The sequence below is a fragment of the Acidibrevibacterium sp. genome (genome assembly GCF_049965395.1).
GTDB lineage: Bacteria > Pseudomonadota > Alphaproteobacteria > Acetobacterales > Acetobacteraceae > Acidibrevibacterium > Acidibrevibacterium fodinaquatile.
Genome location: NZ_JBMFWJ010000013.1, coordinates 18,222 through 42,520 on the forward strand (window position 1 = coordinate 18,222; position 24,299 = coordinate 42,520).

At 67.6% G+C, this 24,299-nt stretch carries 22 protein-coding genes; 14 read left to right on the forward strand and 8 right to left on the reverse strand.

Annotated features, from left to right (window positions below; translation table 11 throughout):
• Positions 1–63: 63 nt before the first annotated feature.
• The 13 genes from ACP5M5_RS06050 to ACP5M5_RS06110 all read left to right on the forward strand — a co-directional run bounded on the left by ACP5M5_RS06050 (position 64) and on the right by ACP5M5_RS06110 (position 14,976).
• Positions 64–1,227, forward strand: a complete 1,164-nt coding sequence (locus ACP5M5_RS06050; RefSeq protein ID WP_427936189.1) for a S1C family serine protease — start codon at positions 64–66, stop codon at positions 1,225–1,227.
• 7 nt (positions 1,228–1,234) lie between these two features.
• Positions 1,235–1,918: a response regulator transcription factor gene (locus ACP5M5_RS06055; protein WP_114912546.1), complete on the forward strand. Its 684-nt coding sequence runs from the start codon at positions 1,235–1,237 to the stop codon at positions 1,916–1,918.
• 10 nt (positions 1,919–1,928) lie between these two features.
• On the forward strand, positions 1,929–3,425 hold the full coding sequence (locus tag ACP5M5_RS06060) for an ATP-binding protein (protein ID WP_427936190.1): 1,497 nt from the start codon (positions 1,929–1,931) through the stop codon (positions 3,423–3,425).
• Between the two features lie 58 nt (positions 3,426–3,483).
• Positions 3,484–3,786: a hypothetical protein gene (locus tag ACP5M5_RS06065; RefSeq protein ID WP_427936191.1), complete on the forward strand. Its 303-nt coding sequence runs from the start codon at positions 3,484–3,486 to the stop codon at positions 3,784–3,786.
• A 98-nt stretch (positions 3,787–3,884) separates the two neighbouring features.
• The gene (locus tag ACP5M5_RS06070) at positions 3,885–4,730 is read left to right on the forward strand and encodes an FAD binding domain-containing protein (RefSeq protein ID WP_427936192.1); all 846 of its coding nucleotides are present in this window, start codon (positions 3,885–3,887) and stop codon (positions 4,728–4,730) included.
• Complete coding sequence (locus tag ACP5M5_RS06075) at positions 4,727–7,477, forward strand: molybdopterin-dependent oxidoreductase (protein ID WP_427936193.1); 2,751 nt, start codon at positions 4,727–4,729, stop codon at positions 7,475–7,477. Before ACP5M5_RS06070 ends, ACP5M5_RS06075 begins: the two co-directional genes overlap by 4 nt.
• On the forward strand, positions 7,474–8,958 hold the full coding sequence (locus tag ACP5M5_RS06080; RefSeq protein ID WP_427936194.1) for a 6-hydroxynicotinate reductase: 1,485 nt from the start codon (positions 7,474–7,476) through the stop codon (positions 8,956–8,958). The genes ACP5M5_RS06075 and ACP5M5_RS06080 overlap by 4 nt, the downstream gene beginning before the upstream one ends.
• Complete coding sequence (locus ACP5M5_RS06085; protein WP_427936195.1) at positions 8,958–9,833, forward strand: UPF0280 family protein; 876 nt, start codon at positions 8,958–8,960, stop codon at positions 9,831–9,833. Before ACP5M5_RS06080 ends, ACP5M5_RS06085 begins: the two co-directional genes overlap by 1 nt.
• Positions 9,830–10,405, forward strand: coding sequence for an amino acid synthesis family protein (locus tag ACP5M5_RS06090; protein WP_427936196.1), 576 nt, complete (start codon positions 9,830–9,832; stop codon positions 10,403–10,405). Before ACP5M5_RS06085 ends, ACP5M5_RS06090 begins: the two co-directional genes overlap by 4 nt.
• Positions 10,402–11,625, forward strand: coding sequence for an ABC transporter substrate-binding protein (locus ACP5M5_RS06095; RefSeq protein WP_427936198.1), 1,224 nt, complete (start codon positions 10,402–10,404; stop codon positions 11,623–11,625). The genes ACP5M5_RS06090 and ACP5M5_RS06095 overlap by 4 nt, the downstream gene beginning before the upstream one ends.
• Positions 11,625–13,475, forward strand: a complete 1,851-nt coding sequence (locus tag ACP5M5_RS06100; RefSeq protein ID WP_427936199.1) for an ABC transporter permease — start codon at positions 11,625–11,627, stop codon at positions 13,473–13,475. Before ACP5M5_RS06095 ends, ACP5M5_RS06100 begins: the two co-directional genes overlap by 1 nt.
• On the forward strand, positions 13,472–14,242 hold the full coding sequence (locus tag ACP5M5_RS06105) for an ABC transporter ATP-binding protein (RefSeq protein ID WP_427936200.1): 771 nt from the start codon (positions 13,472–13,474) through the stop codon (positions 14,240–14,242). Before ACP5M5_RS06100 ends, ACP5M5_RS06105 begins: the two co-directional genes overlap by 4 nt.
• Positions 14,243–14,244: 2 nt before the next feature.
• Positions 14,245–14,976 (forward strand): ABC transporter ATP-binding protein, encoded by a 732-nt coding sequence (locus ACP5M5_RS06110; protein ID WP_427936201.1) that lies wholly within the window; start codon positions 14,245–14,247, stop codon positions 14,974–14,976.
• Between the two features lie 27 nt (positions 14,977–15,003).
• Here ACP5M5_RS06110 and ACP5M5_RS06115 read toward each other — a convergent pair whose 3' ends face one another.
• The 4 genes from ACP5M5_RS06115 to ACP5M5_RS06130 form a co-directional block, all read right to left on the reverse strand.
• A complete protein-coding gene (locus ACP5M5_RS06115; protein WP_427936202.1) occupies positions 15,004–16,743 on the reverse strand; it encodes a methyltransferase domain-containing protein in 1,740 nt (579 codons plus the stop codon).
• Entirely contained in the window at positions 16,744–18,072 is a 1,329-nt protein-coding gene (locus ACP5M5_RS06120; protein ID WP_427936203.1) for a UDP-glucose dehydrogenase family protein, read from the reverse strand.
• An 82-nt stretch (positions 18,073–18,154) separates the two neighbouring features.
• Entirely contained in the window at positions 18,155–18,502 is a 348-nt protein-coding gene (locus ACP5M5_RS06125; protein ID WP_114912557.1) for a hypothetical protein, read from the reverse strand.
• Positions 18,502–19,251 carry a glycosyltransferase family 2 protein gene (locus ACP5M5_RS06130; protein ID WP_427936205.1) on the reverse strand — a complete coding sequence of 250 codons (750 nt, stop codon included), beginning with the start codon at positions 19,249–19,251 and terminating at the stop codon, positions 18,502–18,504. Before ACP5M5_RS06130 ends, ACP5M5_RS06125 begins: the two co-directional genes overlap by 1 nt.
• Before the next feature lie 85 nt (positions 19,252–19,336).
• Between ACP5M5_RS06130 and ACP5M5_RS06135 the strand changes: the two genes are divergently transcribed.
• Positions 19,337–20,617 (forward strand): NAD(P)/FAD-dependent oxidoreductase, encoded by a 1,281-nt coding sequence (locus tag ACP5M5_RS06135; RefSeq protein ID WP_427936206.1) that lies wholly within the window; start codon positions 19,337–19,339, stop codon positions 20,615–20,617.
• Between the two features lie 125 nt (positions 20,618–20,742).
• Here the strand turns inward: ACP5M5_RS06135 and pqqC are convergent, their stop codons facing one another.
• The 4 genes from pqqC to ACP5M5_RS06155 all read right to left on the reverse strand — a co-directional run bounded on the left by pqqC (position 20,743) and on the right by ACP5M5_RS06155 (position 24,294).
• Positions 20,743–21,477 carry a pyrroloquinoline-quinone synthase PqqC gene (gene pqqC, locus ACP5M5_RS06140; RefSeq protein WP_427936207.1) on the reverse strand — a complete coding sequence of 245 codons (735 nt, stop codon included), beginning with the start codon at positions 21,475–21,477 and terminating at the stop codon, positions 20,743–20,745.
• A 69-nt stretch (positions 21,478–21,546) separates the two neighbouring features.
• Positions 21,547–22,110, reverse strand: a complete 564-nt coding sequence (locus ACP5M5_RS06145) for a Smr/MutS family protein (RefSeq protein WP_427936208.1) — start codon at positions 22,108–22,110, stop codon at positions 21,547–21,549.
• Between the two features lies 1 nt (position 22,111).
• Positions 22,112–22,864: a LutC/YkgG family protein gene (locus tag ACP5M5_RS06150; RefSeq protein ID WP_427936209.1), complete on the reverse strand. Its 753-nt coding sequence runs from the start codon at positions 22,862–22,864 to the stop codon at positions 22,112–22,114.
• A complete protein-coding gene (locus ACP5M5_RS06155; RefSeq protein WP_427936210.1) occupies positions 22,861–24,294 on the reverse strand; it encodes a LutB/LldF family L-lactate oxidation iron-sulfur protein in 1,434 nt (477 codons plus the stop codon). The genes ACP5M5_RS06150 and ACP5M5_RS06155 overlap by 4 nt, the downstream gene beginning before the upstream one ends.
• Positions 24,295–24,299: the final 5 nt, after the last annotated feature.

Consider the following 24,299-nt stretch of genomic DNA (forward strand, 5'->3'; position numbering starts at 1 on the left):
CATCATGCATATGATTGGCGACTCTCTCATAATCGGTGACGAGGGCCCGGAGGAAACGCACCCATGACCCGTAAGAAGACAGATTTTCGGCGCGCGAAGGCCACTGTCATCGCTGCGGTGGCGCTGCCGCTCCTCCTCTTCTGCGGCGGCACGACGAAGGCCGATGACATGCCGGCGAGCTTCGCCGATGTCGTTGAGAAAGTCCGGCCTTCGGTGGTCAATATCGCGATCACCGCCCTGATCGACGATCCGGTGACCGAGCAAGCGGCCGCACCCCCGCCGCCTTCGGAACCAAAGAGCGAACAAAAGAGCGTGAGCGGCACGCCGAATACCGCGACGCCAGCGATGCCGAACACCATGAACGGCACGCCGATGGAAAAACTGTTCCGTGAGCGCATGCGCGCGCGGCATGTGAAGCTGGTTGGCTCCGGCTTCATTATCGACCGCTCCGGCCTGATCGTCACCAATAATCACGTCATCGCCAAAGCCGCCGCCCTCGACGTGACGCTCGCCGACGGCACCATTCTGCCAGCGCGCGTCGTCGGCGTCGATGATTTCAGCGATATCGCCATCCTCCGCGTCGATCCGCCGCACCCGCTGCCGGTGGTAGCCTGGGCGCCGTCGGCGGGCCTCAGGCCGGGCGACTGGGTGATCGCGATCGGCAACCCGTTCGGCCTCGGCACCTCGATTTCGGCCGGCGTCTTCTCTGCCCGCGGCCGTGATATCGGCGCCGATCCCTATGATGATTTCCTGCAGGTCAATGTCGCCATCAATCCCGGCAATTCCGGTGGCCCGCTGTTCGACGCCAAGGGCCGCGTCGTCGGCATCAACACCGCGACCGAGGCGCCCAACGGCGGTTCGGTCGGCATCGGCTTTGCCATTCCGAGCGAATTCGCCCTTTCCGTGATCAACACCCTGCGCGCCGAACATCATATCGAACGTGGCTGGCTCGGCATCCGCTTTACCGGCAATCCGCTGGCGGCGCAGGATGACGGGGTCGAGATCGATGCGCTGCAGCCGGGCGGCCCGGGCGCCAACGGGGGCCTGCGGGTGCGTGACCGCATCCTTGCGGTCAATGGCATGGAAATGGACACGCCGCGCGACGTGGTACGCGCCATCGCCGCCCTCCCGCCGGGAAGCGCCGCCACGCTGACGGTGCGGCGCAAGGGAAACGACATTGAATTGCCGGTGATCATCGGCCGGCGGCCGCAACTCGGAGGAGGATAGAGCGGATATGCGCATTCTGCTGGTCGAGGATGACAAAGATGTCGGCGGCTTCGTCGCCAAGGGGCTGCGCGAGGCGGGGCACATCGTCGAACATGCGGATAACGGCCGCGATGGGCTCTTTCTCGCCGCCAGCGAAAATTTCGACGCCATCATCCTTGACCGCATGCTGCCGGGCGGTGTCGATGGTCTGCGCCTTTTGGAAACGCTGCGGGCACAGAACAACCATACCCCGGTGCTGTTCCTCTCGGCTCTCGCCCAGGTCGATGACCGCATTCGCGGCCTCAAGGCCGGCGGCGATGATTATCTCACCAAACCCTTCGTGTTCGCCGAACTTCTCGCCCGGGTCGAGGCGCTAACCCGGCGCAGCAAGAACGAAGGGCCGCAGACCAAGCTCACGGTCGGCGATCTCGAGATGGATCTGCTGGCCCGCAGCGTGCGCCGCGCCGGCCAGAAAATCGACCTGCAGCCGCGCGAATTCCGCCTCCTCGAATATCTGATGCGCCATGTCGGCCAGGTCGTGACGCGCACCATGCTGCTCGAAGGGGTCTGGGACTATCATTTCGATCCCCAGACCAACGTGATCGACGTGCATGTCTCGCGCCTGCGCCAAAAAGTGGACAAGCCCTTCCGAGGCGCACTGATCCATACCATCCGCAACGCCGGCTACATGCTACGGCCGGAAGAGGATTAGGGCGGACGGCATGCGTGAAGCCGGCCCGGCCGAAAGCCTCGTCCCCGGGCGACGCACGCATCGTTGGCGGCAGGGCGTTTTCGGCCGGCTCCGGCAAAGATTGCCAAGGCACTGGCTACCTGGGCGCTGGACGCCGCCGGCGCTGTTGCGCTCGGCGGGTCTGCGTTTCGCCGGCCTCTATGCGGCGCTGTTCGGCTTGAGCGCGCTCGCGCTCGCCGTCTTTCTCTGGTGGGACACCGCCGCCCTCCTCGATCGCCAGGTCGATGCCTCGATCCACGCCGATGCCGAAGGCTTGAACGAACGCTGGCAGGCGGGCGGGTTGCCGGCGCTGATCGTCACCATCCGTGACCGCCTCGTCGAGAATGTCGATGACGACGCGATCTATCTGCTGGTCGATGGCGGCGGTCATCGGCTGGCCGGCAATCTCGATCGCTGGCCGCCGGGGGTTGCCGCCAATGACGATTGGTATGAATTGCCGATCGTGCGCGACAATATCCGCTCGTTGGCGCGGGTACACACCTTCGATCTTCCCGGCGGCTTTCATCTTCTGGTCGGGCGCGACGTCGAGGCGCGCGTCAGGCTCCGCCATGTCCTGACCGATGCTCTGCTTTGGGCGCTTTTGGTGATCGCCGGGCTCGGCGTCGCGGGCGCGCTTTTAGTGCGGAGCGTGCTGCAGAATACGCTCGCCGATATTTCACGCACCACGGCGGCGATCGGTGCTGGCGATCTCTCGCGGCGGGTGCGCCTTTCCGGGCGTGGTGACGAGTTCGATCATCTCGCCGAAACCATCAACGATATGCTGGAGCGCATCGGCCGGCTGATGGATGGCGTGCGCGAGGTCTCCAACGCCATCGCCCATGATCTCCGCACCCCGATCACCCGCGCCCGAGCCCGGCTCGAGGATGCGCTCGCGCATGCCGCGGGCGAGGCTGATCTCCGCGCCGCGATCGAGCGCGCCGAGGCCGACCTCGACGGTATCGTCGCGATTTTTCAGGCGATTTTGCGGATCGCCGAAATCGAGGCGGGGGCGCGGCGTTCGGCCTTCACCAGCGTCGATCTCGCGCCCCTGCTCGCCGATCTTGCCGAACTCTATGGCGCCGTCGCCGAAGAGCGGCAGATCGCCTTTACCGTGCGCTGTCCGCCCCGGCTCGCGGTCTCGGGCGATCGCGACATGATCCAGCAGGCGGTCGCCAATCTGCTCGATAACGCGCTCAAATTCTCTCCTCCGGGCAGCGAGATCAGCCTGATCGGCGAAGATGCCGGTGCGCATGTCAGGATCATCGTCACCGATCAGGGACCGGGAATCCCGGAGGCGGAACGCCGCCATGTTACGGAGCGCTTTTATCGCGGCGAAAGCGCTCGCAATACCCCGGGGTCTGGTCTCGGGCTCGCGCTCGCGGTCGCGGTCGCGCAATTGCATGACGGCACACTCACGCTCGACGACAACGCCCCCGGCCTGCGCGCCATCCTCACCCTTCCCTCACGCGGGGGGTACGCCGATGCCTGACCGCGTGTTCATCCGCCGCACAGCAACGGGTGAGGCCGGCGGGCGTAAACCCCGTCGGATGCGTTCATTTCTCCTCACCTCCGGGGGCGCCGTGGTGCTGGCGGCAGCGATCGTGATCAGCCTGCTGCCGGTCGAAGAAGCAACCCGCGTCATCACCGATACGCCGGATTACTGCAATCAACTCTATCATCAAGCCAGCACCGAAGCGCAGAAAGCGCCGATCACGCTCGCCCCCGAGGTCAATACCCTCATCGAGCGGGGGAGAGAGATGTGCCACGCCGGGCAGATCCGCGGCGGCATCATCCGCCTGCGCCGGGCGCTCATGCTGATGCACCTGCCGCCGCCGGTCGCCGGCCGGTAGCGTCCCCGCGCGTTTTTCGCCGCCCAAAGCCATTACCGGCGTTGACAAGCGCGTGCCGTCGCCGGATTGTATGCACACGAACAATCGGAGCCGGCGGCATGGGCTTCTATCTGCGCCCTCAGACAGTCTCAGACGCGCTCACCGCGCTCGCCGGTGGGCGCTACACCGTCCTCGCAGGCGCAACCGACCATTTCCCGGCGCGTGTTCTCACGAGACCGGCGGAAGACATCCTCGACATCAGCGGCGTCGCCGATCTCGACGTCATTCGCGTCGATGCGGGCGGGATCTGGCTCCCGGCGCGGGCCACCTGGCGGGCGGTGAGCGACGCCGGCCTGCCGCCGTTCGCCGGCGCCCTGGTTGCGGCGGCGCGGCAGATCGGCGGCCTGCAGGTGCAGAATGCGGCGACGGTGGTCGGCAATCTCTGTAATGCGAGCCCGGCGGCGGATGGGATTCCGGTGCTCCTCGCCCTCGATGCCGAGGTTGAACTCGCCCGCCTCGGCGAGCGGCGACGGATCGCGGTCGCGGATTTCGTGCTCGGCAATCGCCGCACCGCGCGCGCGCCCGACGAACTCGTGCTCGGCGTTCATATCCCCGCCCCCGCCCTCCCGGCGCGGAGCGTGTTCATGAAACTCGGCGCCCGCGCCTATCTGGTGATTTCGATCGTCATGGTCGCGCTCGCCGCCGAATTCCTGCCCGATGGGCGGATCGCCGCGGCGCGCGTTGCGGTCGGCGCCTGTTCGAGCCGCGCGCTCCGGCTGCCGGCGCTGGAAGCGACCCTGTGCGGACGGTTTCCCGACCCCGATCTGGTGCAGCCCGACCATCTCGCCCCGTTGCGCCCGATCGACGATGTGCGCGCCAGCGCCGCCTACCGTCGCAGCGCCGCCCTCACCCTACTGCGCCGGGCGGTTACGTCGCTCGATGAGCCTGGATGCGGCCCGACATGAAGGATTTTCCCGCCGCCCGTCTCCGCTTCACCCTCAATGGCCGCGCGGTCGCGACCATCGCTAACCCCATGCTGCGGCTCGCCGATCTGCTGCGCGATCATTTGCATTTGACCGGGACCAAGATCGGCTGCAATGCCGGCGATTGCGGCGCCTGCACGGTGCTGGTCGATAACCGCCAAGTCTGCGCCTGCCTCATCCCGGCGGGACAGGTCGAAGGCCGCGCGGTGGTAACCGTGGAAGGACTGGCCAAGCACGGCCAGCTTTCCGCCTTGCAAGCCGCGTTTCTGCGCCATGGTGCCGCGCAATGCGGCATCTGCACGCCGGGGATGCTGATGGCGGCAGCCGATCTCCTTTCCCGCGTCCCCTATCCCGATGAGGCGGCGGTCAAGGACGCGCTCGGCGGCGTGCTCTGCCGCTGCACCGGCTATCGCAAGATCGTCGAGGCGGTACTCGATGTCGGCAGTGGCGGCGTAGCCGCGCCGACGCTAGGCGACGGGGTCGGCGCGCGGGCGGAAAAAGTCGATGGCGCCGCGAAAATCACCGGCAGCGAAGCGTTCGGCGCCGATCGTGAGCCGCCGGCGCCGTTCCTCTCGCTCCGCGTGATCCGCAGCCCCCACCCGCATGCCCGTTTCGTGCTCGGCGATCTTGCACCCCTGATCGCCGCGCACCCCGGCCTCGTGCGGGTGCTGACCGCCGCCGATGTCCCGCGCAATGTTTTCGGTATCTATTCGACTGGCAAGGATCAGCCGGTGCTCGCCGAAAACCTCGCGCGCTATCGCGGCGAGGCGGTTTTGGCCCTGCTCGGTGATGCCGAAACCCTCGCCGAGATCGCCGAAAATGAGATCCCGATCCGCTGGATACCGCTGCCGCCAGTGACCTTCGCCGACGCGGCGGGGCCCGAGGCAGTGCAATTGCACCCGCAATCGCCGGGCAATGTGCTCTGCCGTGGCCGCGTGGTTGCCGGCGATGTCGCGCGGGGCTTGGCTGCGGGCGCCGTTCGCGCCGACATCGCGGTCACCACCAGCTTCGTCGAACACGCCTATATCGAGCCCGAGGCCGGCTATGCGAGGCGGGTCGACGACCGCGTTGAAATCTTCGCCTGCACCCAGACGCCTTATATGGATCGTGACGAACTCGCCGGCATCCTCGGGCTGCGCCCCGATCAGGTGCGGGTCATCCCGAGCGCGGTCGGCGGCGGGTTTGGCGGCAAGCTCGATCTGTCGCTGCAGCCTTTGCTCTGCCTTGCCGCCTGGCTCACCGGCCAGCCGGTGCGCCAGATCTATTCCCGCCCCGAAAGCATGGCCGCGACCACCAAGCGCCACCCTGCCCGCATCCGCGCCGAAGCGGCGGCGGATGCCGAGGGGCGGCTCACCGCGTTTCGCTTTCATGGCGACTTCAACACCGGGGCCTATGCGAGCTGGGGCCCGACGGTCGCCGGGCGCGTGCCCGTCCACGCCATGGGCCCCTACCGCGTACCGCATGTCGAAGCGCTTGCAACGGCGCTTTACACCAATGACCCGCCGGCCGGCGCCTTCCGCGGCTTCGGCGTGCCGCAAGCGGCGCTGGCGACGGAAGCGCTGATGGACCAACTCGCCGATGCGCTCGGCGAGGACCGGCTGGAATTTCGCCTGCAAAACGCCCTTCGCCCGGGCGATCGGACGGCAACCGGCCAGGTGCTCGGCGAAGGCGCGGCACTCGTCGCCTGTCTCGAAGCCCTCCGGCCGGCCTGGCAAACCCTCCGCGCTGATGCGGCGCGCCGCAACGCGGCGGTGCGTGGGCCGGAACGCTTTGGCGTCGGCATCGCCTGCATGTGGTACGGGATCGGCAATACCGGTATGTCCAATCCCTCCGAAATGCTGATCGGGGTGACAGCGGCGGGCCGCGTCACTCTGTTTTCCGGCGCGGTCGATATCGGTCAGGGCTCGAACACCATCATGCGCCAGATCGCCGCCTCGGCGCTCGGTGTCCCCACCACCGTCATCGACCTCGTCACCGGCGATACCGATCGGACGCGCGATGCCGGCAAGACCAGCGCCTCGCGCCAGACCTTCGTCAGCGGCAACGCCGCGCGCCTCGCCGCCGAAGCCTTGCGCGCGGCGATCCTCCGCGCCGCCAATGCCGCCCCCGACGCAACCCTCGCGTTTCGCGATGGCACGATTGTCGTGAGCCATGACGGCATGGACACACGGCTCGATCCGGCGGCGATGGTCGCGGACGCGGACGGGCTGGTGCTGCGTGGCGAGGGCAGGTTCGACCCGCCGACCACGGCGCTCGATGAGAACGGCCAGGGCATCCCTTACGCGAGCTATGCGTTTGCCGCCCAGATCGCCGTCGTCGCCGTCGATACCGCGCTCGGGACGACGCGGGTCGAACGCATCGTCGCCGCCCACGAGGTCGGCCGCGCGATCAACCCGACCCTGGTCGAGGGGCAGATTCATGGCGGCATCGCCCAAGGCCTCGGGCTCGCGTTGATGGAGGAATATGTGCCCGGGCGCACCGAAAATCTGCATGATTATCTCATCCCAACGGTTGGCGACGTGCCGCCGATCGAAGTCATCCTGATCGAGGAGGCCGATCCGCTCGGCCCGTTTGGCGCGAAGGGGGTGGGCGAGCCGGCGCTGATCGCGACCGCACCGGCGATCTTCAACGCCATCGCCGATGCCACCGGCGTGCGCCCGACCGCCGCGCCCTGCACCCCGGACCGCCTGCTCGCTCTGCTCGATGCCGCCCGGGAGACAGCGCGATGACCCCGCATACCCATGCCAGCACCGATGCGCCGGATGCCGCAGCGCTGGCCGCAGCCGGCAAAGCCGATCCCGGGATCGTCATCTGCGATGCCTGCCCGGTGCTGTGCCGCATCCGCTTAGACCAGACCGGCGCCTGCGATCGCTACGGCAATGTCGAAGGCCGGCTCACCCGCATGGACCCGCTCACGGTTTTGGCCAAAAATCCCGAGCAGGTGCGCTTTCTCGGGGCCGATGACGAAGGCGGCCTGCTCCCTTCGCGCGAGGTTTTCGTCACCGCGATCGGCGCCGGCACCACCTATCCCGATTACAAGCCGGCACCCTTCATCGTCGGCGCCGAGATCGACGGCGTCGATACCGTGACGGTGGTGAGCGAGGGGATTTTCTCCTATTGCGGCCTCAAGGTGAAGATCGACACTGACCGCCATCTCGGCGCCGAATGCGCGACAGTGCGGGCAGAAGGCGAGCCGGTCGGCCATGTCACCACCGCCGAATATGGCAGCCAGATGCTCTCGCTCGGCGGCGTGCGGCACCTGACCGGCGGCAGCAAACGCGAAGGGGTGGTGACGTGCGCGACCCTGCTTGCGCTCGCCAATGGCGATGCGGCGGAACTCAGTATCGATGGCGGTGCCACGATCATCGTGCAAGCTGGAAAAGCGCCGGTCATCGACGGCACCCGCGAGGTCCGCATGCGGGTCGGCTGCGGCTCGGCAACGATCGGGATCTTCGCCCAGCAATGGCAGGGCGTCGCCGATGAGGTGATCGTCGTCGATGACCACATCACTGGCGTTTTGACCGAGCATCAGGCGGGGCGCTTCCTCGACATGCGCCCCTCCGGCATCCGCGTGCGCGGCCGGCGCTCGACGCCGGGGCGGTATTTCCAGGTCGCCGCCCCCGGCCTCGCCTGGGGCGGCACCGACATCACCGATCCGCTTGCCATCATCGAACGCATCGATCCGCGTCTCGCCTGGCCGGGCCTTCGCCTTCTCATGGTCTCGACCACCGGTGAGCACGCGGCCTGGTTCGTCCTCAATGACGCGCTGGTCCCCGAGCCCGCGCCGATGCCGGATGCGATCGCGAACATCGTTGCCCGGATCGGCGAGAATTGCGAGCCGGCGCTCTGCTCGGTGCTGTTCATGGCCGGCGCCGGCGGCAGCCTTCGCGCCGGGGCGACGGAAAACCCGGTGCGGCTCACAGAGAGCATCCATCGTGGCGAGACGCGTGTCACCGCCGGCGGCGCGCCGGTGATGCTGTGGCCGGGCGGCGGCATCACCTATATGGTCGATGTCACGCTTCTCCCCGCCGGCGCCTTTGGCCATGTGCCAACGCCGGCTTTGGTCGCGCCGATCGAATTCACCCTGCCGCGCCGCCTTTATGCCGCGATCGGCGGCCATGTCTCGCGCATCCGCCCGCTTGCCGACATCCTGCAAACGGCGCGGCCGCGGCTTGAGCCCCCTCGTCCCGGGGCTGGGTTCCCCTGGTGATGACCGCGCAGGCCGCCCTTCTCCGGGATGGACGGCTCCATCTTCAGCACGGGCCGATCGATTGCCTCTGCCGCGCCGAGGGCGAGGCCGATGAGGTCGCCCGCGCCTATGCGCAGGCGCAAGCGGCGTTCCCGGCCATTCTTCCCGCGCTCTGCGCCGAATTGCCGCATCTTCGCGCCCCGCTGCCAACCCCCCGGCCGGCGGGCGCGATCGCGCGGGCGATGCACGCCGCTTGCCTGCCCTTCGCCGCGCACTTTATCACGCCGATGGCGGCGGTCGCCGGTGCGGTTGCCGATGCGGTGCTCGCGGCAATGATCGAAGGGCGCACTCTCACCCGCGCTTTCGTCAATAATGGCGGCGACATCGCCTTTCATCTCGCGCCCGGCGCCACGCTCCGCGCCGGATTGGTCGCCGATCTCGCGGCACCTGCCCTCGATGGCGTCTTTCTGCTCGAGGCCGACCTTCCCGCGCGCGGCCTTGCGACCTCGGGGCGGGCGTGCAAGGGGAACGGGGGAAAGAGCTTTTCCCTTGGCATCGCCGATGCAACCAGCGTGCTGGCGCGCAACGCCGCGGCGGCGGATGCGGCGGCGACGATGATAGGAAACGCGATCGATCTCCCCGGCCATCCCGCCATCCGCCGCCGCCCGGCTTGCGAGATCGACGCCGCGAGCGATCTCGGCGACCGTTTGGTCACCTTCGCACTCGGGGATCTCACGCCGGCGGAGATCCGGGCGGCGCTGGACGCCGGGCGGCAGTTCGCCGAAGCTCTGCGCGACGCCGGGCTGATCGCGGGCGCGGTGCTCGCGCTTCGCGGCGTGATCGCCACCGTCCTTCCTGCCCGGCAGGACACTATTTCGTTCCTGGAGGTCGCATGATCCGCAAGCTCTTGACCATGGTCGAGGAGACCCATCGCGAAGCCGATCAAGACATCAAGCCGCCGACTCGCAAGGCTGCGGCGGTCGCGGTGATCGCCAATCCCTTCGCCGGCCGCCATGTCGCCGATCTCGAGGAATTAATCGCAGCCGGCGAGATGCTGGGAAGCCTGCTCGGCGAGCGCGCCGTTCGGGCGCTCGGCATCGCGCCAGGCGCCGCCGAGAGCTACGGCAAGGCGGCGATCGTCGGGGAAGACGGCGAACTCGAACATGCCGCGGCGATTCTCCACCCGAAACTTGGCGCCCCGCTCCGCCGTGCCGTCGAAAAGGGCGCCGCTCTCGTTCCCTCGGCGAAAAAACGCGGCGGCATGGGCACCGCGATCGACGTGCCGCTCGGCCACAAGGACGCGGCTTTCGTGCGCAGCCATTTCGATGCAATGGAGGTGCGCGTTCCCGACGCGCCGCGGCGCGATGAAATCGTCGTCGCCGTGGTCGTGACCGATAGCGGCCGGCCACTTCCGCGCATCGGCGGGCTTCAAGTCAGTGACATCGAAGGCAAGGACGGATTGCGATGATCAGAACCACCCTCTCCCGCCGCGCGCTTCTCGCCACCGGCACGGCGGCGCTGGCCGCACCCCGGCTTGCCCGCGCCGAAGCGAGCACGCCGATCCGCATTGGCGAGATCAATTCCTATAGCGCGGTTCCCGCCTTCACCCTCCCCTATCGCAATGGCTGGCAATTGGCGCTCGAGCATGTCAACGCCGCCGGCGGGGTTCGCGGGCGCAAGCTCGAGGTGATCTCGCGCGATGACGCCGGCAAGCCGCAGGACGCCGTCCGCCTCGCCGGCGAACTGATCGAGAGCGACAAGGTCGATCTCCTCGCCGGTGGGTTTCTCTCCAATGTCGGTCTCGCGCTGTCGGATTTCTCGGCCCAGAAACAGGTGATCTACATCGCCGGCGAGCCGTTGACCGATGCCCTGGTGTGGCAGAAGGGACAGAAATTCTGCTTTCGCCTCCGCCCGTCGACCTATGTCCAGGCGGCGATCCTGGTCGAGGAGGCGGCGAAACTGCCGGCCAAGCGCTGGGTCACCGTCGCGCCCAATTATGAATACGGTCAATCGGCGGTGAAATGGTTCTCCGACCTCCTTAAGGCGCGGCGCCCGGATGTCGAGTTTGTGGCGGCGCAATGGCCGGCGCTCGGCCATATCGATGCCGGCGCGGTCGCCGAGGCGCTGGCGAGCGCCAAGCCAGACGCGATCTACAACGTCACCTTCGGCCCCGATCTCACCAATTTCGTCCGCCAGGGCAATACGCGCGGCCTGTTTGAGGGGCGTTCGGTGGTCTCGCTCCTCACCGGCGAGCCGGAATATCTCGACCCGCTCGGCGAGGAGACACCGCCGGGTTGGATCGTCACCGGCTATCCTTGGGCGAGCCTCGATACGCCGGCGCATGTCGCCTTCCGCGAAGCCTATCAGAAAAAATTCAACGATTATCCGCGCATGGGCTCGGTGGTCGGCTATTCACTGATTCAGGCGATCGCCGCCGGGATCGGTCGCGCCGGCGGGATGGCGCCGGATCGGCTCGCGGATGGCTTCGCCGGCGCGACCTTCGAGACGCCGTTCGGCCCAGCGATGTTCCGCCCCCTCGATCACCAATCGACGCTCGGCACCTTCCTCGGCAAGACCGCACTCAAGGATGGCAAGGGGGTGATGGTCGATTGGCGCTATGTCGACGGCGCCTCGGTGATGCCGCCGGATACGAAGGTGCAAAAACTCCGCCCCGGCGCCGGCCAATAATGGCGGGATTCGGCCAGGCCCTTCTTCCGTTGCTGACCGGGCTTGCCGATGCCGCCGGGCTGTTTTTCGTCGCCGCCGGGCTCACGGTGATTTTTGGCGTAACGCGGGTGGTGAATTTCGCCCATGGCAGCCTCACCATGCTCGGCGCCTATTGCGGCTGGAGCCTGATCTCGCGCCTGCCGCCGACCCCGCTCGGCTTTGCGCTCGGGGCGCTGGCGACGATGGCCATCCTCGCCGTGATCGGCGCCGGGCTCGAGATCGGCCTGTTGCGCCGGATCTATCGCGCCCCGGAATTGTTCCAACTGCTCGCGACCTTCGGCGTCGTCCTGATGGCGCAAGACATCGTGCAATGGCTCTGGGGGGTTGAGGATCTCTCGCTCCGCCGCCCGCCTTGGCTGCGCGCTTTCGTCACCATCGGGGGGGCGCGCTTTCCGCGCTTTGACCTCATCGTCATCGCGCTGTTCCCGCTGGTCTTTTTCGCGCTCTGGCTGGTATTTGCGCGCACCCGTTGGGGCCGGCTGGTGCGCGCCGCGACCGAGGACCGCGAGATGGTGGCGGCGCTCGGCGTCGATCAGCGCTTTCTCTTCACCTCGGTGTTCGCGCTCGGGGCGGCGCTCGCGGGGCTCGGCGGCGTGCTCATGCTGCCCGATGCCTCGGCCAATCTCGGCATGGATCTGACGACGGTGACGGATGCCTTCGTCGTCGTCGTGGTCGGTGGGCTCGGGAGCCTGCCGGGGGCGGCGGCAGCAAGCCTTCTGATCGGGCTTTTGCAGGCGTTCGGCATCATGCTGGTGCCGCGCGCGACCTTGGCGCTGGTCTTCGTGGTGATGGCGGTGGTTTTGGTGCTGCGCCCAAACGGCCTGCTCGGCCGGCCGCCGGGACGCGCGGCCGGCGGCGGCGAGGCACGGGCGGTGGTGCGGCCGGCGCCGCGCGTGCTCGGCTTCATCGGCCTCGGCGCGCTGGCGCTCGCGGCCGTGGCGCCGTTTTGGCTGGGCCCCTACCCGCTCGCCATCGGGACGGAGATGCTGATCGCCATGCTGTTTGCCGCCAGCCTCCATTTCATGATGGGACCGGGCGGCATGGCGAGCTTTGGCCACGCCGCCTGGTTCGGTATCGGCGCCTACGCCAGCGCGTTTGCGGTCCATCTGCTCGCGGCGCCGATGCCGCTCGGCCTCGTGCTCGCCCCGCTCGCTGCCGGCGTGATGGCGGCCCTCTTCGGCGCTTTCGTGGTCCGGCTCTCGGGCGTCTATCTCGCCATGCTGACGCTGGCTTTCGCGCAGATCGTTTGGGCGATCGCATTTCAGTGGGTCGATCTCACCGGCGGCGATAACGGCATCCTCGGCGTCTGGCCGGCACCGCTGGTCGCCGGGCCGCGTGGCTTTTATTGGCTCGCGCTGCTCCTTGCGACAGCGGGAACGATGGGCCTTCGCGTCATCCTCGCCGCGCCCTTCGGCTATGCGCTGCGCGGGGTGCGTGACCAGCGCCTGCGCGCCGAGGCGATCGGCCTTCCCGCAACGCGGCTCCAGCTCGCCGCGTTCACCCTCTCGGGCGCCGCCGCCGGGCTCGCCGGCGGGCTTTACGCCTATGCCAAGGGCAGTGTCTTTCCGACCTATATCAGCCTCGGCCATTCTGTCGATGCTTTGCTCATGGTTCTGCTCGGCGGGGTCGCGACGATGAGCGGCCCGGTCCTCGGCGCGTTCGCCTATACCGGGCTCTATGACGTGCTCTTGAGCACGATCAGCCTTTGGCGGCTGGTGCTGGGCGCGGCGATCATCCTGCTCGTGCTCGCCGCCCCGGAAGGCATCGCCGGCGGGATTGCGCGGCTCTGGCAGCGGTTTCGCCCGGCATGAAACCGATGGCGCCGGTGCTCGCGGCAAGGGGCCTTGCCAAAAGCTTCGGCGGCGTCGCCGCCGTCCAGGACGTGAGCTTCGCGGTCGCGAGCGGCGAGATGCTCGCCCTGATCGGGCCGAACGGCGCCGGCAAATCCACCTGTTTCAACCTGCTGAGCGGCCAGATCCGCCCCGATCGCGGCGCGGTTTTTCTCGACGGCGAGGCGGTTACCGGGCTTTCGTCGCGCGCGATCTGGCGGCGCGGCGTCGGGCGGACGTTTCAGATCACCGCGACCTTCGCCTCGATGACGGTGCGCGAAAACGTGCAAATGGCGCTGCTCTCGCATCATCGCCGGATCTGGCGCTTCGTGCGCCCGGCGCGGCATTATTTCGCCGCCGAGGCCGACTCCCTGCTCGCCCCGGTCGGCATGCGCGACCAAGCCGAGCGCGCCGCCGGCGAACTCGCTTATGGCGATCTCAAGCGCCTCGAACTCGCGATCGCGCTCGCGAACGCGCCGCGCCTCTTGCTGATGGACGAGCCGACCGCCGGGATGGCGCCGGCCGAGCGCGGCGGGCTGATGGACCTCACCCGCCGCCTCGCCAGCGAGCGCGCGATCGCGGTTCTGTTCACCGAGCACGACATGGATGTGGTGTTCGGGGTCGCCGACCGCATCCTGGTGCTCGATCGCGGTCGGCTGATCGCGGAGGGAAGTGGCGCCGAGATCCGCGCCGATGCCAAGGTGCGCACGGTCTATCTCGGCTCGGGCGCGACCAGCGGCGGGCATTGACGATGACGGCGGAAACGGCCTTGCTCGCGGTCGAGGATCTGACCACTTTCTACGGCCGGGCGCAGATCCTGCACGGGATTTCCTTCACCTGCGGCGCCGGCGAGGTTTTGGTGCTGCTTGGGCGCAACGGCGCCGGCAAAAGCACGACGATGAAATCCGTGATCGGCCTCGTGCGCCCGGCGCGCGGGCGAATAACCTTTGCCGGGCGCGCGATCGCCGGCGCCGAGCCGCATCGGATCGCCCGCCTCGGCCTCGGCTATGTGCCCGAGGAGCGGCGCATTTTTGCCGGGCTCACGGTCGCCGAAAACCTCGATATCGGCCGTCAGGCGCCGCGCCCGGGGCTCGCGCCATGGACACCGGCGCGGCTTTACGCGCTTTTCCCCAATCTCGCTGCGGCGCGGGACCGCTTGGCCGGGCAGATGAGCGGCGGCGAGCAGCAGATGCTCGCGATCGCGCGCACATTGATGGGCAACCCGCGTCTCGTGCTCCTCGATGAGCCGAGCGAGGGGCTCTCGCCGTTGATCGTCGAGCAGATGGCGGCGGCCATTATCGCGCTGAAGGCGGAGGGGGTCGGGATCGTGCTCGCCGAGCAGAATCTGCATTTCGCCGAGCGCCTCGGCGATCGCGCGGTGGTGATCGAGAAAGGCGAAGCGGTCTGGGCCGGCAGCCTCGCGGCGCTCGCCGCCGATGACACTGCCCGTCAGCGCTTCCTCGCCGTCGGCGCGGAGACCTGAGAAACCAGAACGAAGGCCGCTGCACCGTCACGACGACGGCGACGAGACATCCTCCCCCGGCGGCGGCAGATCGGCGAAGGCGGGTATCCGCGCGATCAGCGCCGCGTGGAGCGCCGCACGCCGCGCCCAAAGATCACGATACCAGGCAAGGCGCGGCGGAATTTGCTCGGCGAGCATGCGCCGGCCGGCGACCAGCGCGCGCGCTTGCTCGGCAAGGCGACGCGGCAAGGAAGGGGTCTCGATCATGCGGAGCAATATGGTCCGCAGTTCGTAACGATCTCGAAACACCGCGCCATCGCGGCCGTCGGTGATGATGTTGCCATAGACCGTCTCACTCGCCAGCGCCGCGACCCGGCGCGCCGCCGCCTCGATGAATTTGAGATCGGATTTGCAGCGGTTGAAAACCGTGTCACCGAGCGGCATGAACGAAATCTCCGCCTCGGCGAGGCGTGCGAGATAGTCCGGATAGTCGAGCATCGGGTGAAAACGCTTGTGCGGGCTCGCCAGAGCGTCGAAAAACCCGCGATCATGAACGACGACGAAGCGGAGCCGGTCTCCCGCCACCGCCGCGACCTCGTTTAACGCCGGCATGAAGTCCGGCCAGTCGGCTTCGCGGTTGATGCCACCGAAAAACAGCGTGAGATGCGCGGGATCGGCGAAATTTCGCGGCACCGGGAGCACGCTCACCGCGTTGGGAAACACCGCGATCTCAGGGTTGGCGCGCCCGAGCACCTCGGCCAGCATCGGCGTCGTCGTCTGAACCGCGTGCACGGCGCGGAAATTATGCATCTCCGGGTGTTGCAGGATGGGAATGTAATCGGGGTGATCGTCAAACTCGCACACCACGAGATATCCCGCCGCGATCACCGCCCGCAGCGTCGCAAGCCCAGCCTCGCCGAGGAGTGCTGGGCGGTGGAGGATCAGGATGTGCGGCACCCCCGGCGCCGGCCGTGGCAAGTCCCGGAGATTGGTGAGACGCGCCGTAACGCCGGGGGCCGCGGCCAGCGCCTGCATTGGCTCGACGACGCGGACATGGCTCACCCCCCCGACCGGCGCCAGCATGGTGGAAAAAATCTGCAGCCGCGCCGGTGCGGTCCGCGTTGCCCGCCAGACATATTGGAGCGGCAGAGCGCGGCGCGCATAACTCTCGGGATCGACGCCGAGGGCGGCGAGCGCCGGGGTGATGGCGGCGATGAAGCGTCGGCCGCGTTCGGCCTCAAACACCCGCCCGACACTGTCGAGCGGCACATAGCCGGCCTCGGCGAGCGCCCGGCCGGCGCTGTCGCGCGAAAACCAGCGCAGATGGGTGCGGTCGAAAAGGCCGCTCTCCTCATAGTGCCAGCCGCCTTGCAGAAGACGGGCGGCAAAACTCCAATGTTCGACATTGGGGAGCGAGACGAGCAACACGCCATTTGCCGACAGCAGCGCGGCATGCCGGCGAAGCAGCGCCCACGGGTCACGCAAATGCTCCAGCACGTCGCCATAGACCAGGCAATCGACGGCACCCGTGAAACTGTCAGGGAGCGCGAGGGTCTCGATATCGCCGGTGATCACGCCGTCGAGCCGGCCGGCCGCGACCATTGCCGCGCGCGCATCGCCCTCGACGCCGAAAACCCGCGCGCGGGGATTGCGTTGCTTGAATTGGAAGCCGAGCGCGCCGGTGCCGCAGCCGATATCGAGCACCAGGCCGGCCGAGGGCGGAATCCGCTCCAGCAGATCTGCGTTATAGCCGTCAGCGTAGGGATAGGGCGCAGCCGGCGCCGACATTCAACCGCCCGGCTGGCTGCCGGCCGGGCGACCAATGCCGTAATAGGCAAAGCCGGCTTCGCGCATCGTCACGGGGTCGAAAATGTTGCGCAGATCAATCACCGCCCGCCCGCGCATGGTCTCAGCGAGGCGCGCCGGGTCGAGGGCGCGAAACTCGTTCCACTCCGTCACCACCACCAGCGCCGCCGCCCCCTCCGCCGCCGCGAGAGCGCTCTGACAATAGACGACGGTCTCGGGCAGCATCGGGCGCGCCTGGTCCATGCCTTGCGGATCATAGACCTGAACCCGGGCGCCATCCCCGACCAAGCGCGAAACGATGGGAATCGCCGGTGAATCGCGCATATCGTCGGTTTCGGGCTTGAAGGTGAGGCCGAGGACGGCGACGGTCTTGCCACGCACGCTGCCGCCGCAAGCGGCGATGACGCGCCCGGCCATCCCGGCCTTGCGCGCCTCGTTCACCGCGACCACGGTCTCGATCAGCCGGCTCGGGGCACCGGCGTCTTGCGCGATGCGAACCAGAGCGAGCGTGTCCTTCGGGAAGCAGGAGCCGCCGAAGCCGGGGCCGGGGTGGAGAAATTTGCGCCCGATGCGGCCATCGAGCCCGATCCCACGCGCGATATCATGGACATCGGCGCCGACCTTCTCGGCGAGATCGGCGATTTCGTTGATGAACGCGACCTTCATCGCGAGAAAGGAATTGGCGGCGTATTTGGTCAACTCGGCGGTTTCGAGATTGGTGAAGACAATCGGCGTCTCGATCAGATAAAGCGGGCGATAGAGAAGGCGCAGCACCTCGCGCGCGCCCTCGTCCTCGACGCCGATCACCACCCGGTCGGGGTGCATGAAATCGGCGATCGCGCTGCCTTCGCGCAAAAATTCCGGGTTGGAAGCAACGGCGCAAGGCAGATCGGGGCGGACATCGCGAAGGATCGCCGCGATCCGCCGGCCGGTGCCGACCGGCACCGTCGATTTGGTGACGATCACCGCGGGGTGCGTCAGCGCGCGGGCAACTTGCTCAGCGGCGGCATAGACATAGGTCAAATCGGCATGGCCATCGCCGCGCCGGCTCGGTGTGCCGACGGCGATGAATACCGCCTCGGCGCCGGCGAGGGCGGACGTGAGATCATCGGTAAAGGAGAGCCGGCCGGCAGCGACGTTGCCCGCCACCAGCGCATCGAGCCCAGGCTCATAGATCGGCATGCGTCCGGCATGCAAGGACGCGAGCCGCCCGGGATCGGCCTCGACCACGGCGACCTCGACGCCGAATTCGGCGAAACACGCGGCCGAGACCAGCCCGACATAGCCGCCGCCAATCATCGCAATGCGCATGCGCAGCCCTTCCCCCTGACACGAAACCCCGGCGATACCGGCCCGAACCTAGCCTCTCCTAGGTGAATTTAACGTATGAGTCTCACGCTTTCGACTGCGCGAGGATGCTTTTCTCAAGCGCCTCGGCGGCGGTGTTCCAAGTCTCGATTTCATTGGTGTTTTCAGGCGGATTGGTCTCATGCAGCGAGAAGCCGGTGGGGTCGTATTCCACCAGCACCGTGACATCGCCCTTGTGGGCGAGCATATGGCCGGGATCGTCCTCGGTGATGGTCCAGCCGAGACCGGTCGCGGCGCGGCGGATTTGCGCCTGGCGGGCCTCGAGGGTTCCGGTGGCGGTCGCGAAGGGCTCGGCGATCACCTCATAGGGGGTGGTGACCGAGCAGCCGGCGATCACCAGAAGGCCGAGCAAAACCAAAAAACGTGGCGGCATCAAGCGCGCTCCTCGGGCAGGGTGAGCGCCCGCCACAGCGACCACGGCGAAAGCCCGCGGGCGAGCAGCCGGGCGGCGACCACCAGAACAATCTTGGTCACATCTGCCACCGGGCGGAAATGACTGGCCCGCTGGCTCGGCCCTCCATAAAGCGCCGGCACGTCGACCGCAATGGTGCGATAGCCGGCGCGCGCCGCCTCGATCAGCAACGCCGCCTCGAACGCGAAACCGCGCGGGCGGCGGCGCGCCGGCAGAGCGCGCAGCAAATCGGCGGGATAGACGCGAAAACCGCACTGGCTGTCAGCGACCGGGTGGCCAGCGGCCCAGGAGATCCAGAAATCCGCGACCCTGTTGGCGACCCGCCGGCCGCGCGGCGCCGGCAATCGGCTGGACCGGCGCGAGCCGATCACGATGCGGTGTGAGGCGCGCCGGGCAACCGTAAGCAGGCGTGGCAGATCCTCCGGTCGGTGCTGGCCGTCGCCATCGAGCGTCGCGACGAAGGCGGCACCGGCGGCCAAAGCGGCGGCAAAGCCGGTCTCCAACGCTGCCCCCTTGCCGCGCCGCACCGGATGGCGGAGCACCAGCGCGCCGGCCGCCGCGGCGCAGGCGCTGGTCGCGTCCCGAGAGCCGTCATCGACGACGATCACCGGCGCGGCAAAGGAAAGACAGCCGGCGACGATCACGGCGATGCTGCCCGCCTCCTCGCACGCCGGAATAACCACCACCACCCTTGCCGGATCTTCTGCCATCTCGGGAAAGAGCGATATCGCAGCCAGGCATGATCGCGCTATAGAGAGTGCCGCCATGGTGGCCAATGCATAGGGAAAGCCAGCCTTGTCGGTTCCTTGCGATATCCTGGTGATCGGCGGCGGCCCGGCCGGCGCCACCGCTGCCGCCTTGCTCGCCGAGGCCGGCCATGACGTCGTCATCCTCGAAAAAGCGCAGCATCCCCGTTTTCACATCGGCGAATCGCTGCTGCCTGCCAACCTTCCTTTGCTGGAGCGGCTCGGCATCGCCGCCGAGGTCGCGGCGATCGGGGTCAAAAAGCCCGGCGCCGAATTCGTCTCCGACGCCCATCAGCGCGCCATCGCCTACCCGTTCGCGTCAGCCGCCGGCGGCGCCCGCCCCGATTTCAGCTATCAGGTGCCGCGCGCCGCCTTCGATGCCATCCTGTTTGCGAACGCGCTCCGCCGCGGAGCGCGCGGCGTCCAAAACACGCGGGTCACCGCCGCCCGCCTTGGCCAGGGGGCACGGGCGGAGATCACCGCGATCAGCGACGGTGGCGAGACCATCCACTATGCCCCGCGCTTCGTGCTCGATGCCTCCGGGCGCGACACGTTCCTCGCCACCCGCGCCAGCCTCAAAACCGCGCACAAACACAACAACACCGCCGCCGTCTTTGGCCATTTCCGCAACGTCGCCTGCCATCGCGACGGGCGAGACGGGTATATCAGCATCCATCTCGCCGAAAATGGCTGGTTCTGGTTCATCCCGCTTCCCGACGAGGTGACCAGTGTCGGCTTCGTCGGCAATCAGACGGCGTTCCGCAGCCGCGGCGCCGATCTCGAGAGCTTTTTTCGGGCCCGCATCGCGGCGAGCCCGAGCGTTGCGGCGCGCATGGCAGCGGCGGTGGCGCTCGGCGCCGTCACCGCAACCGGCAATTATTCCTATTGCGCCCGCGCGGCGAGCGGCAACGGCTATTTCCTGATCGGCGACGCCTTCGCCTTCATCGACCCGATTTTCTCAAGCGGCGTCATGCTGGCGATGCGTAGCGCCGAACTCGGCGCCGCGGTCGCGAGCGCCTGGCTCGCCTCCCCGCGCGCCGGAAAGCGCCTCGCCCGTCAAGCCGAGGCGCGCATGCGCCGCTCGCTGGACGGTCTCGACTGGCTGATCCGCCGGATCAACACCCCGACGCTGCGCGACATGTTCATGGCGCCGCAAGACCGTTTCGGCATGCGCAGCGGGCTGGTCTCGCTCCTTGCCGGCGACATCGAGACGCGGCGCCTTCGCCCGCCGGTGCTGGCCTTCAAGGCTTCGTTCCATTTTCTCGCCGCCATGCGCCGCTTCGGCTATCAGCTCCAGCCTGACGGTTCGTTGCTGCGGATGGAGGGGTAAGAAAGAAAAGCGGTTCTTTTTTGAAAAAAGAACCAAAAAAATTTTTCCCTTTTGGACAGCGCCTGCGGCGCTGTCCGAGGATAAAAGTTTTTTGCTTGTTTTTCCTAAGTCAAAAGAAGATTTTTTTATTTTGGTGCTGGCCGAAACGCTCCCGGCGGGATGAAGCCGGGTTCGACATAAGCGAAATAGAGCGCATCGAGCTGCGCCCAGAGGACATCGGTCTTGAAGCGGAGCGCGGCCAACACCGCCGCTTGCTGCTCGGGCGTGCGCGCATGTTCCTGGACATAGGCGAGGGCGAAACGGCAGTCGCGCGGCGCCTGATCGAGGCGTTTGCGGAAATAAGCGACGAGTTCGTCGCTGATGAAATCATAATGTTCGAGCATCCCGGCGATACGCTCGGCGTGAATCGCGGGCGCGAAGAGTTCGGTGAGCGAGGATGCGATCGCCTCCAGCGTCGGGCGCTCATAAACGAAACGCACATAAGCCTCGACCGCGAATTTCGTCGCCGGCAGCGCGCCTTCCTGCGAAATCACATAGGCGCGGTCGAGCTTCAGCCCGTCGGTGAGCTTGAGCCAACGCTCGATGCCGCCGCTGTCGGCCGCGATGCCGTCATGGTCGTGAATGCGATGGATCCATTCGCGTCGCAGCGCCCGATCCTCAAGCCGCGCCATGAGCGCCGCGTCCTTCCGCGGGATCGCCGCCTGATAGACATAGCGGTTGAGCGCCCAGGCCTGTACCTGCCCGAAATTCATCCGCCCGCCATGCAGCATTTTATGGAAGGGGTGGAGATTGTGATAGCGCTCCTCGCCAATTTTGCGGAGCGCACGCTCCAGCGCCTCGGGACTTATCACGTCAGTCATGAAAATGCGTTCTCCTGGACGTTGCCGGCGCATCTTCCGGGGGACAGGAGCGGGCGACCTTGATCCAGATCAAACCGCGCGACGAGGCGGAGATGTCGATTTGCGCAGGAGAAGCCGGGTCGCGCCGGGGTTGGCCGGATGCGGGTGAGCGGCGGCGAGCACAAGTGGGCGAAGTGTCGGCAAGTTTAGCCAATGCGGCAATTCGCGCCGGATCGCGCCGCCCTCGGCGCCGCTGCCACGCCCGGTGATGATCTCGATGCAGCGCCATTGTTCCGCCCGCGCCGCGGCCACGGCGTCGAGCAAGACACGATGCGCCTCAGCCAGCGTCAAGCCATGGAGATCAAAGACCCGCGCCGGCTTGAGCCGGCCTGAGCGCAGCCGCTCCCAGGTCGCGCCATCGAGCCCGGGCGGCGCGACCCCGATCGCAAGCAGAGAAAGCGGCGGCCGGCGGCGGGGCGCAGGCTCAGGGATGATCCGCGCCGGCGCCGCCAGCGCGGGCGCCGCCGGCGGCGGCATTACCGGTGGCGTTTCTCGCAATAGCGGTGGCGCGCGGCCGCGAAGCGGGCGGATCGTCTCGACAAACGCCGCCCAGAGCGCGAGATCGGCCTCGCTCAGCCCGCGCCCACCTGACATGTCACGGGGCGTCTCCCGCGCCATCGCCGTGCGGGGCAGCGCTTTCCGGCGCTATTTTGGCCTCGGCGTCGTCTTCGAGCAGCAGGATATGCAGCCGCCGCGGCCCATGCGCGCCGAGTTCCAGCGTCTGCTCGATATCCGCCGAGCGCGACGGCCCAGTCACCAGCATGACGTTGCGCGGCATGAAGCCGCCGGTCATCGGGTCGGTCCGCTCGGCGCGGAGCAGATCCCACGCCTCCTCATAGGCGCCGACGATGCGGCTCGCACGGAGCAGAACCAAGGCGGTATCGGCGAGGAGATTGACCGTCGTCGGCCGCTCGGGCGCCGCCGGCAGCATCAGCGTGCCGGTCTCGGCGATGGCCGCGAAACCCTGCTGGAGACTGACGAGGTCGCTCGCTTCGGCGCGCCCGGCGCGGAGCTTGAGCAGCGGCCGCGCCGACCAGGGGATCGCCCGCAACTCGGGATGCGGCGCCATGACGATTTCGGGCGGCAAATTCTGCTGCGCGAGATAATCGGCGATCGCGCCGGGCACCGCCTCCGCGTCGGGCAGGCGGACGACGCTGCCGAATTCCTTCTCGACATTGGCGATGAAGAGCGCGACCTGGCCGGCGCGCGAAAGCCGCGAGCGGGCCGGGATGAGATGACGGGGATGGGCGTCAAGGCGCCCGCGCAGCATCGCCGCCTGATCCGCGGGCAGGGGACCGCGGCGAAGATGGCGGCGAATGGCGCCGAGAATGGCTTCGCGAGAACTCACGACGCGCCCCGCTGGCGCCGCTGTTCCTTCGCATAGCGGGCGAAAAAGGTCTCACCCTCCGGCGTCGGCAGATCGCGCCCGGCGGTCCAGCCACCGGCGAAGGGAAGGCGCGAAAGCCGCCCACGCCGGCGCCCAAGCCAGCCGAGGACGCCAACGCCGATCCGCGTCGCCAGCCGGTAAAGCCCCGGGCGGCGGGCGAAAAAGCCCCAGAGCGCGAGATTGGTGCGAACGGTGCTTGGCGTCAGATGGCGCTCGAACTCGCGCTCGCGCCAATGGCGCATCATCTTGGGCAGCGGGATCTTCACCGGGCAGACGCTTTCGCATTTGCCGCAGAAGGTCGAGGCGTTGGGGAGATTGCCGGCCTGATCGACGCCGATCAGGGTCGGCGTCAGCACCGCCCCCATCGGCCCCGGGTATACCCAGCCATACGCATGGCCGCCGACGACGTTATAAACCGGGCAATGGTTCATGCAGGCGGCGCAGCGGATGCAGCGCAGCATGTCCTGGAACTCGGTGCCGAGCATGGCGCTGCGGCCATTATCGAGCAGGATGACGTGGTATTCTTCCGGCCCGTCGAGATCGCCCGCGCGGCGCACACCGGTCGAGAACGTGGTATAGACCGAGAAATCCTGCCCCGTCGCCGAACGCGCCAGCAGACGCAGCATGTTGGTCGCGTCCTCCAGCGTCGGCACCATTTTCTCGATGCTGGCAAGCACGATATGAACGCGCGGCAGGGTCTGGGTCAGATCGCCATTGCCTTCGTTAGTCACGATCACCGAGGACCCGGTTTCGGCGATCAGGAAATTGGCGCCGGTGATGCCCACATCGGCGGCGAGGAAGCGGGCGCGCAGCTTGCTGCGCGCTTCCGTCAGGATGTCGCGGCGTTCGCGAAAGACGCGGTCGGCGGGAAGATCGGTATGGGAGCGGCGGAAGCTCTCCTCCCAATCCTCGCGGTTGAGATGAAACGCGGGCGCGATGATGTGGCTCGGCGGCTCATGGCGGAGCTGGAGGATATATTCGCCGAGATCGGTCTCGACCGGGGTGATGCCGTGCTGTTCGAGATGCTCGTTGATCCCGAGTTCCTCGGAAATCATCGATTTGCCCTTGGTCACGGTCTTCGCGCCGGCGCGTTCGCAAATGCCGAGAACGGCGGCGCGGGCTTCATCGGCGGTCGCGCACCAATGCACTTGGCCGCCGGCGCGCTCGACATTCGCGGCCCAGGTTTCGAGATAGAAATCGAGATGGGCGAGGGTGTGGTTCTTGATGTCGCGGCCGATGTCGCGCAGACGCTCGAACTCCGGCAATGCCTCTACGGCCTTGGCTCGCCGTCCTTGAAAATGCGGCCGGGTCCGGGTCAGCGCCTTTTGCAGGCCGGCATCGGCGATCGCCTGATGGGCGTTTTCTTTGAAGGCGGGCGAGGTCGAGAGCATGTCGC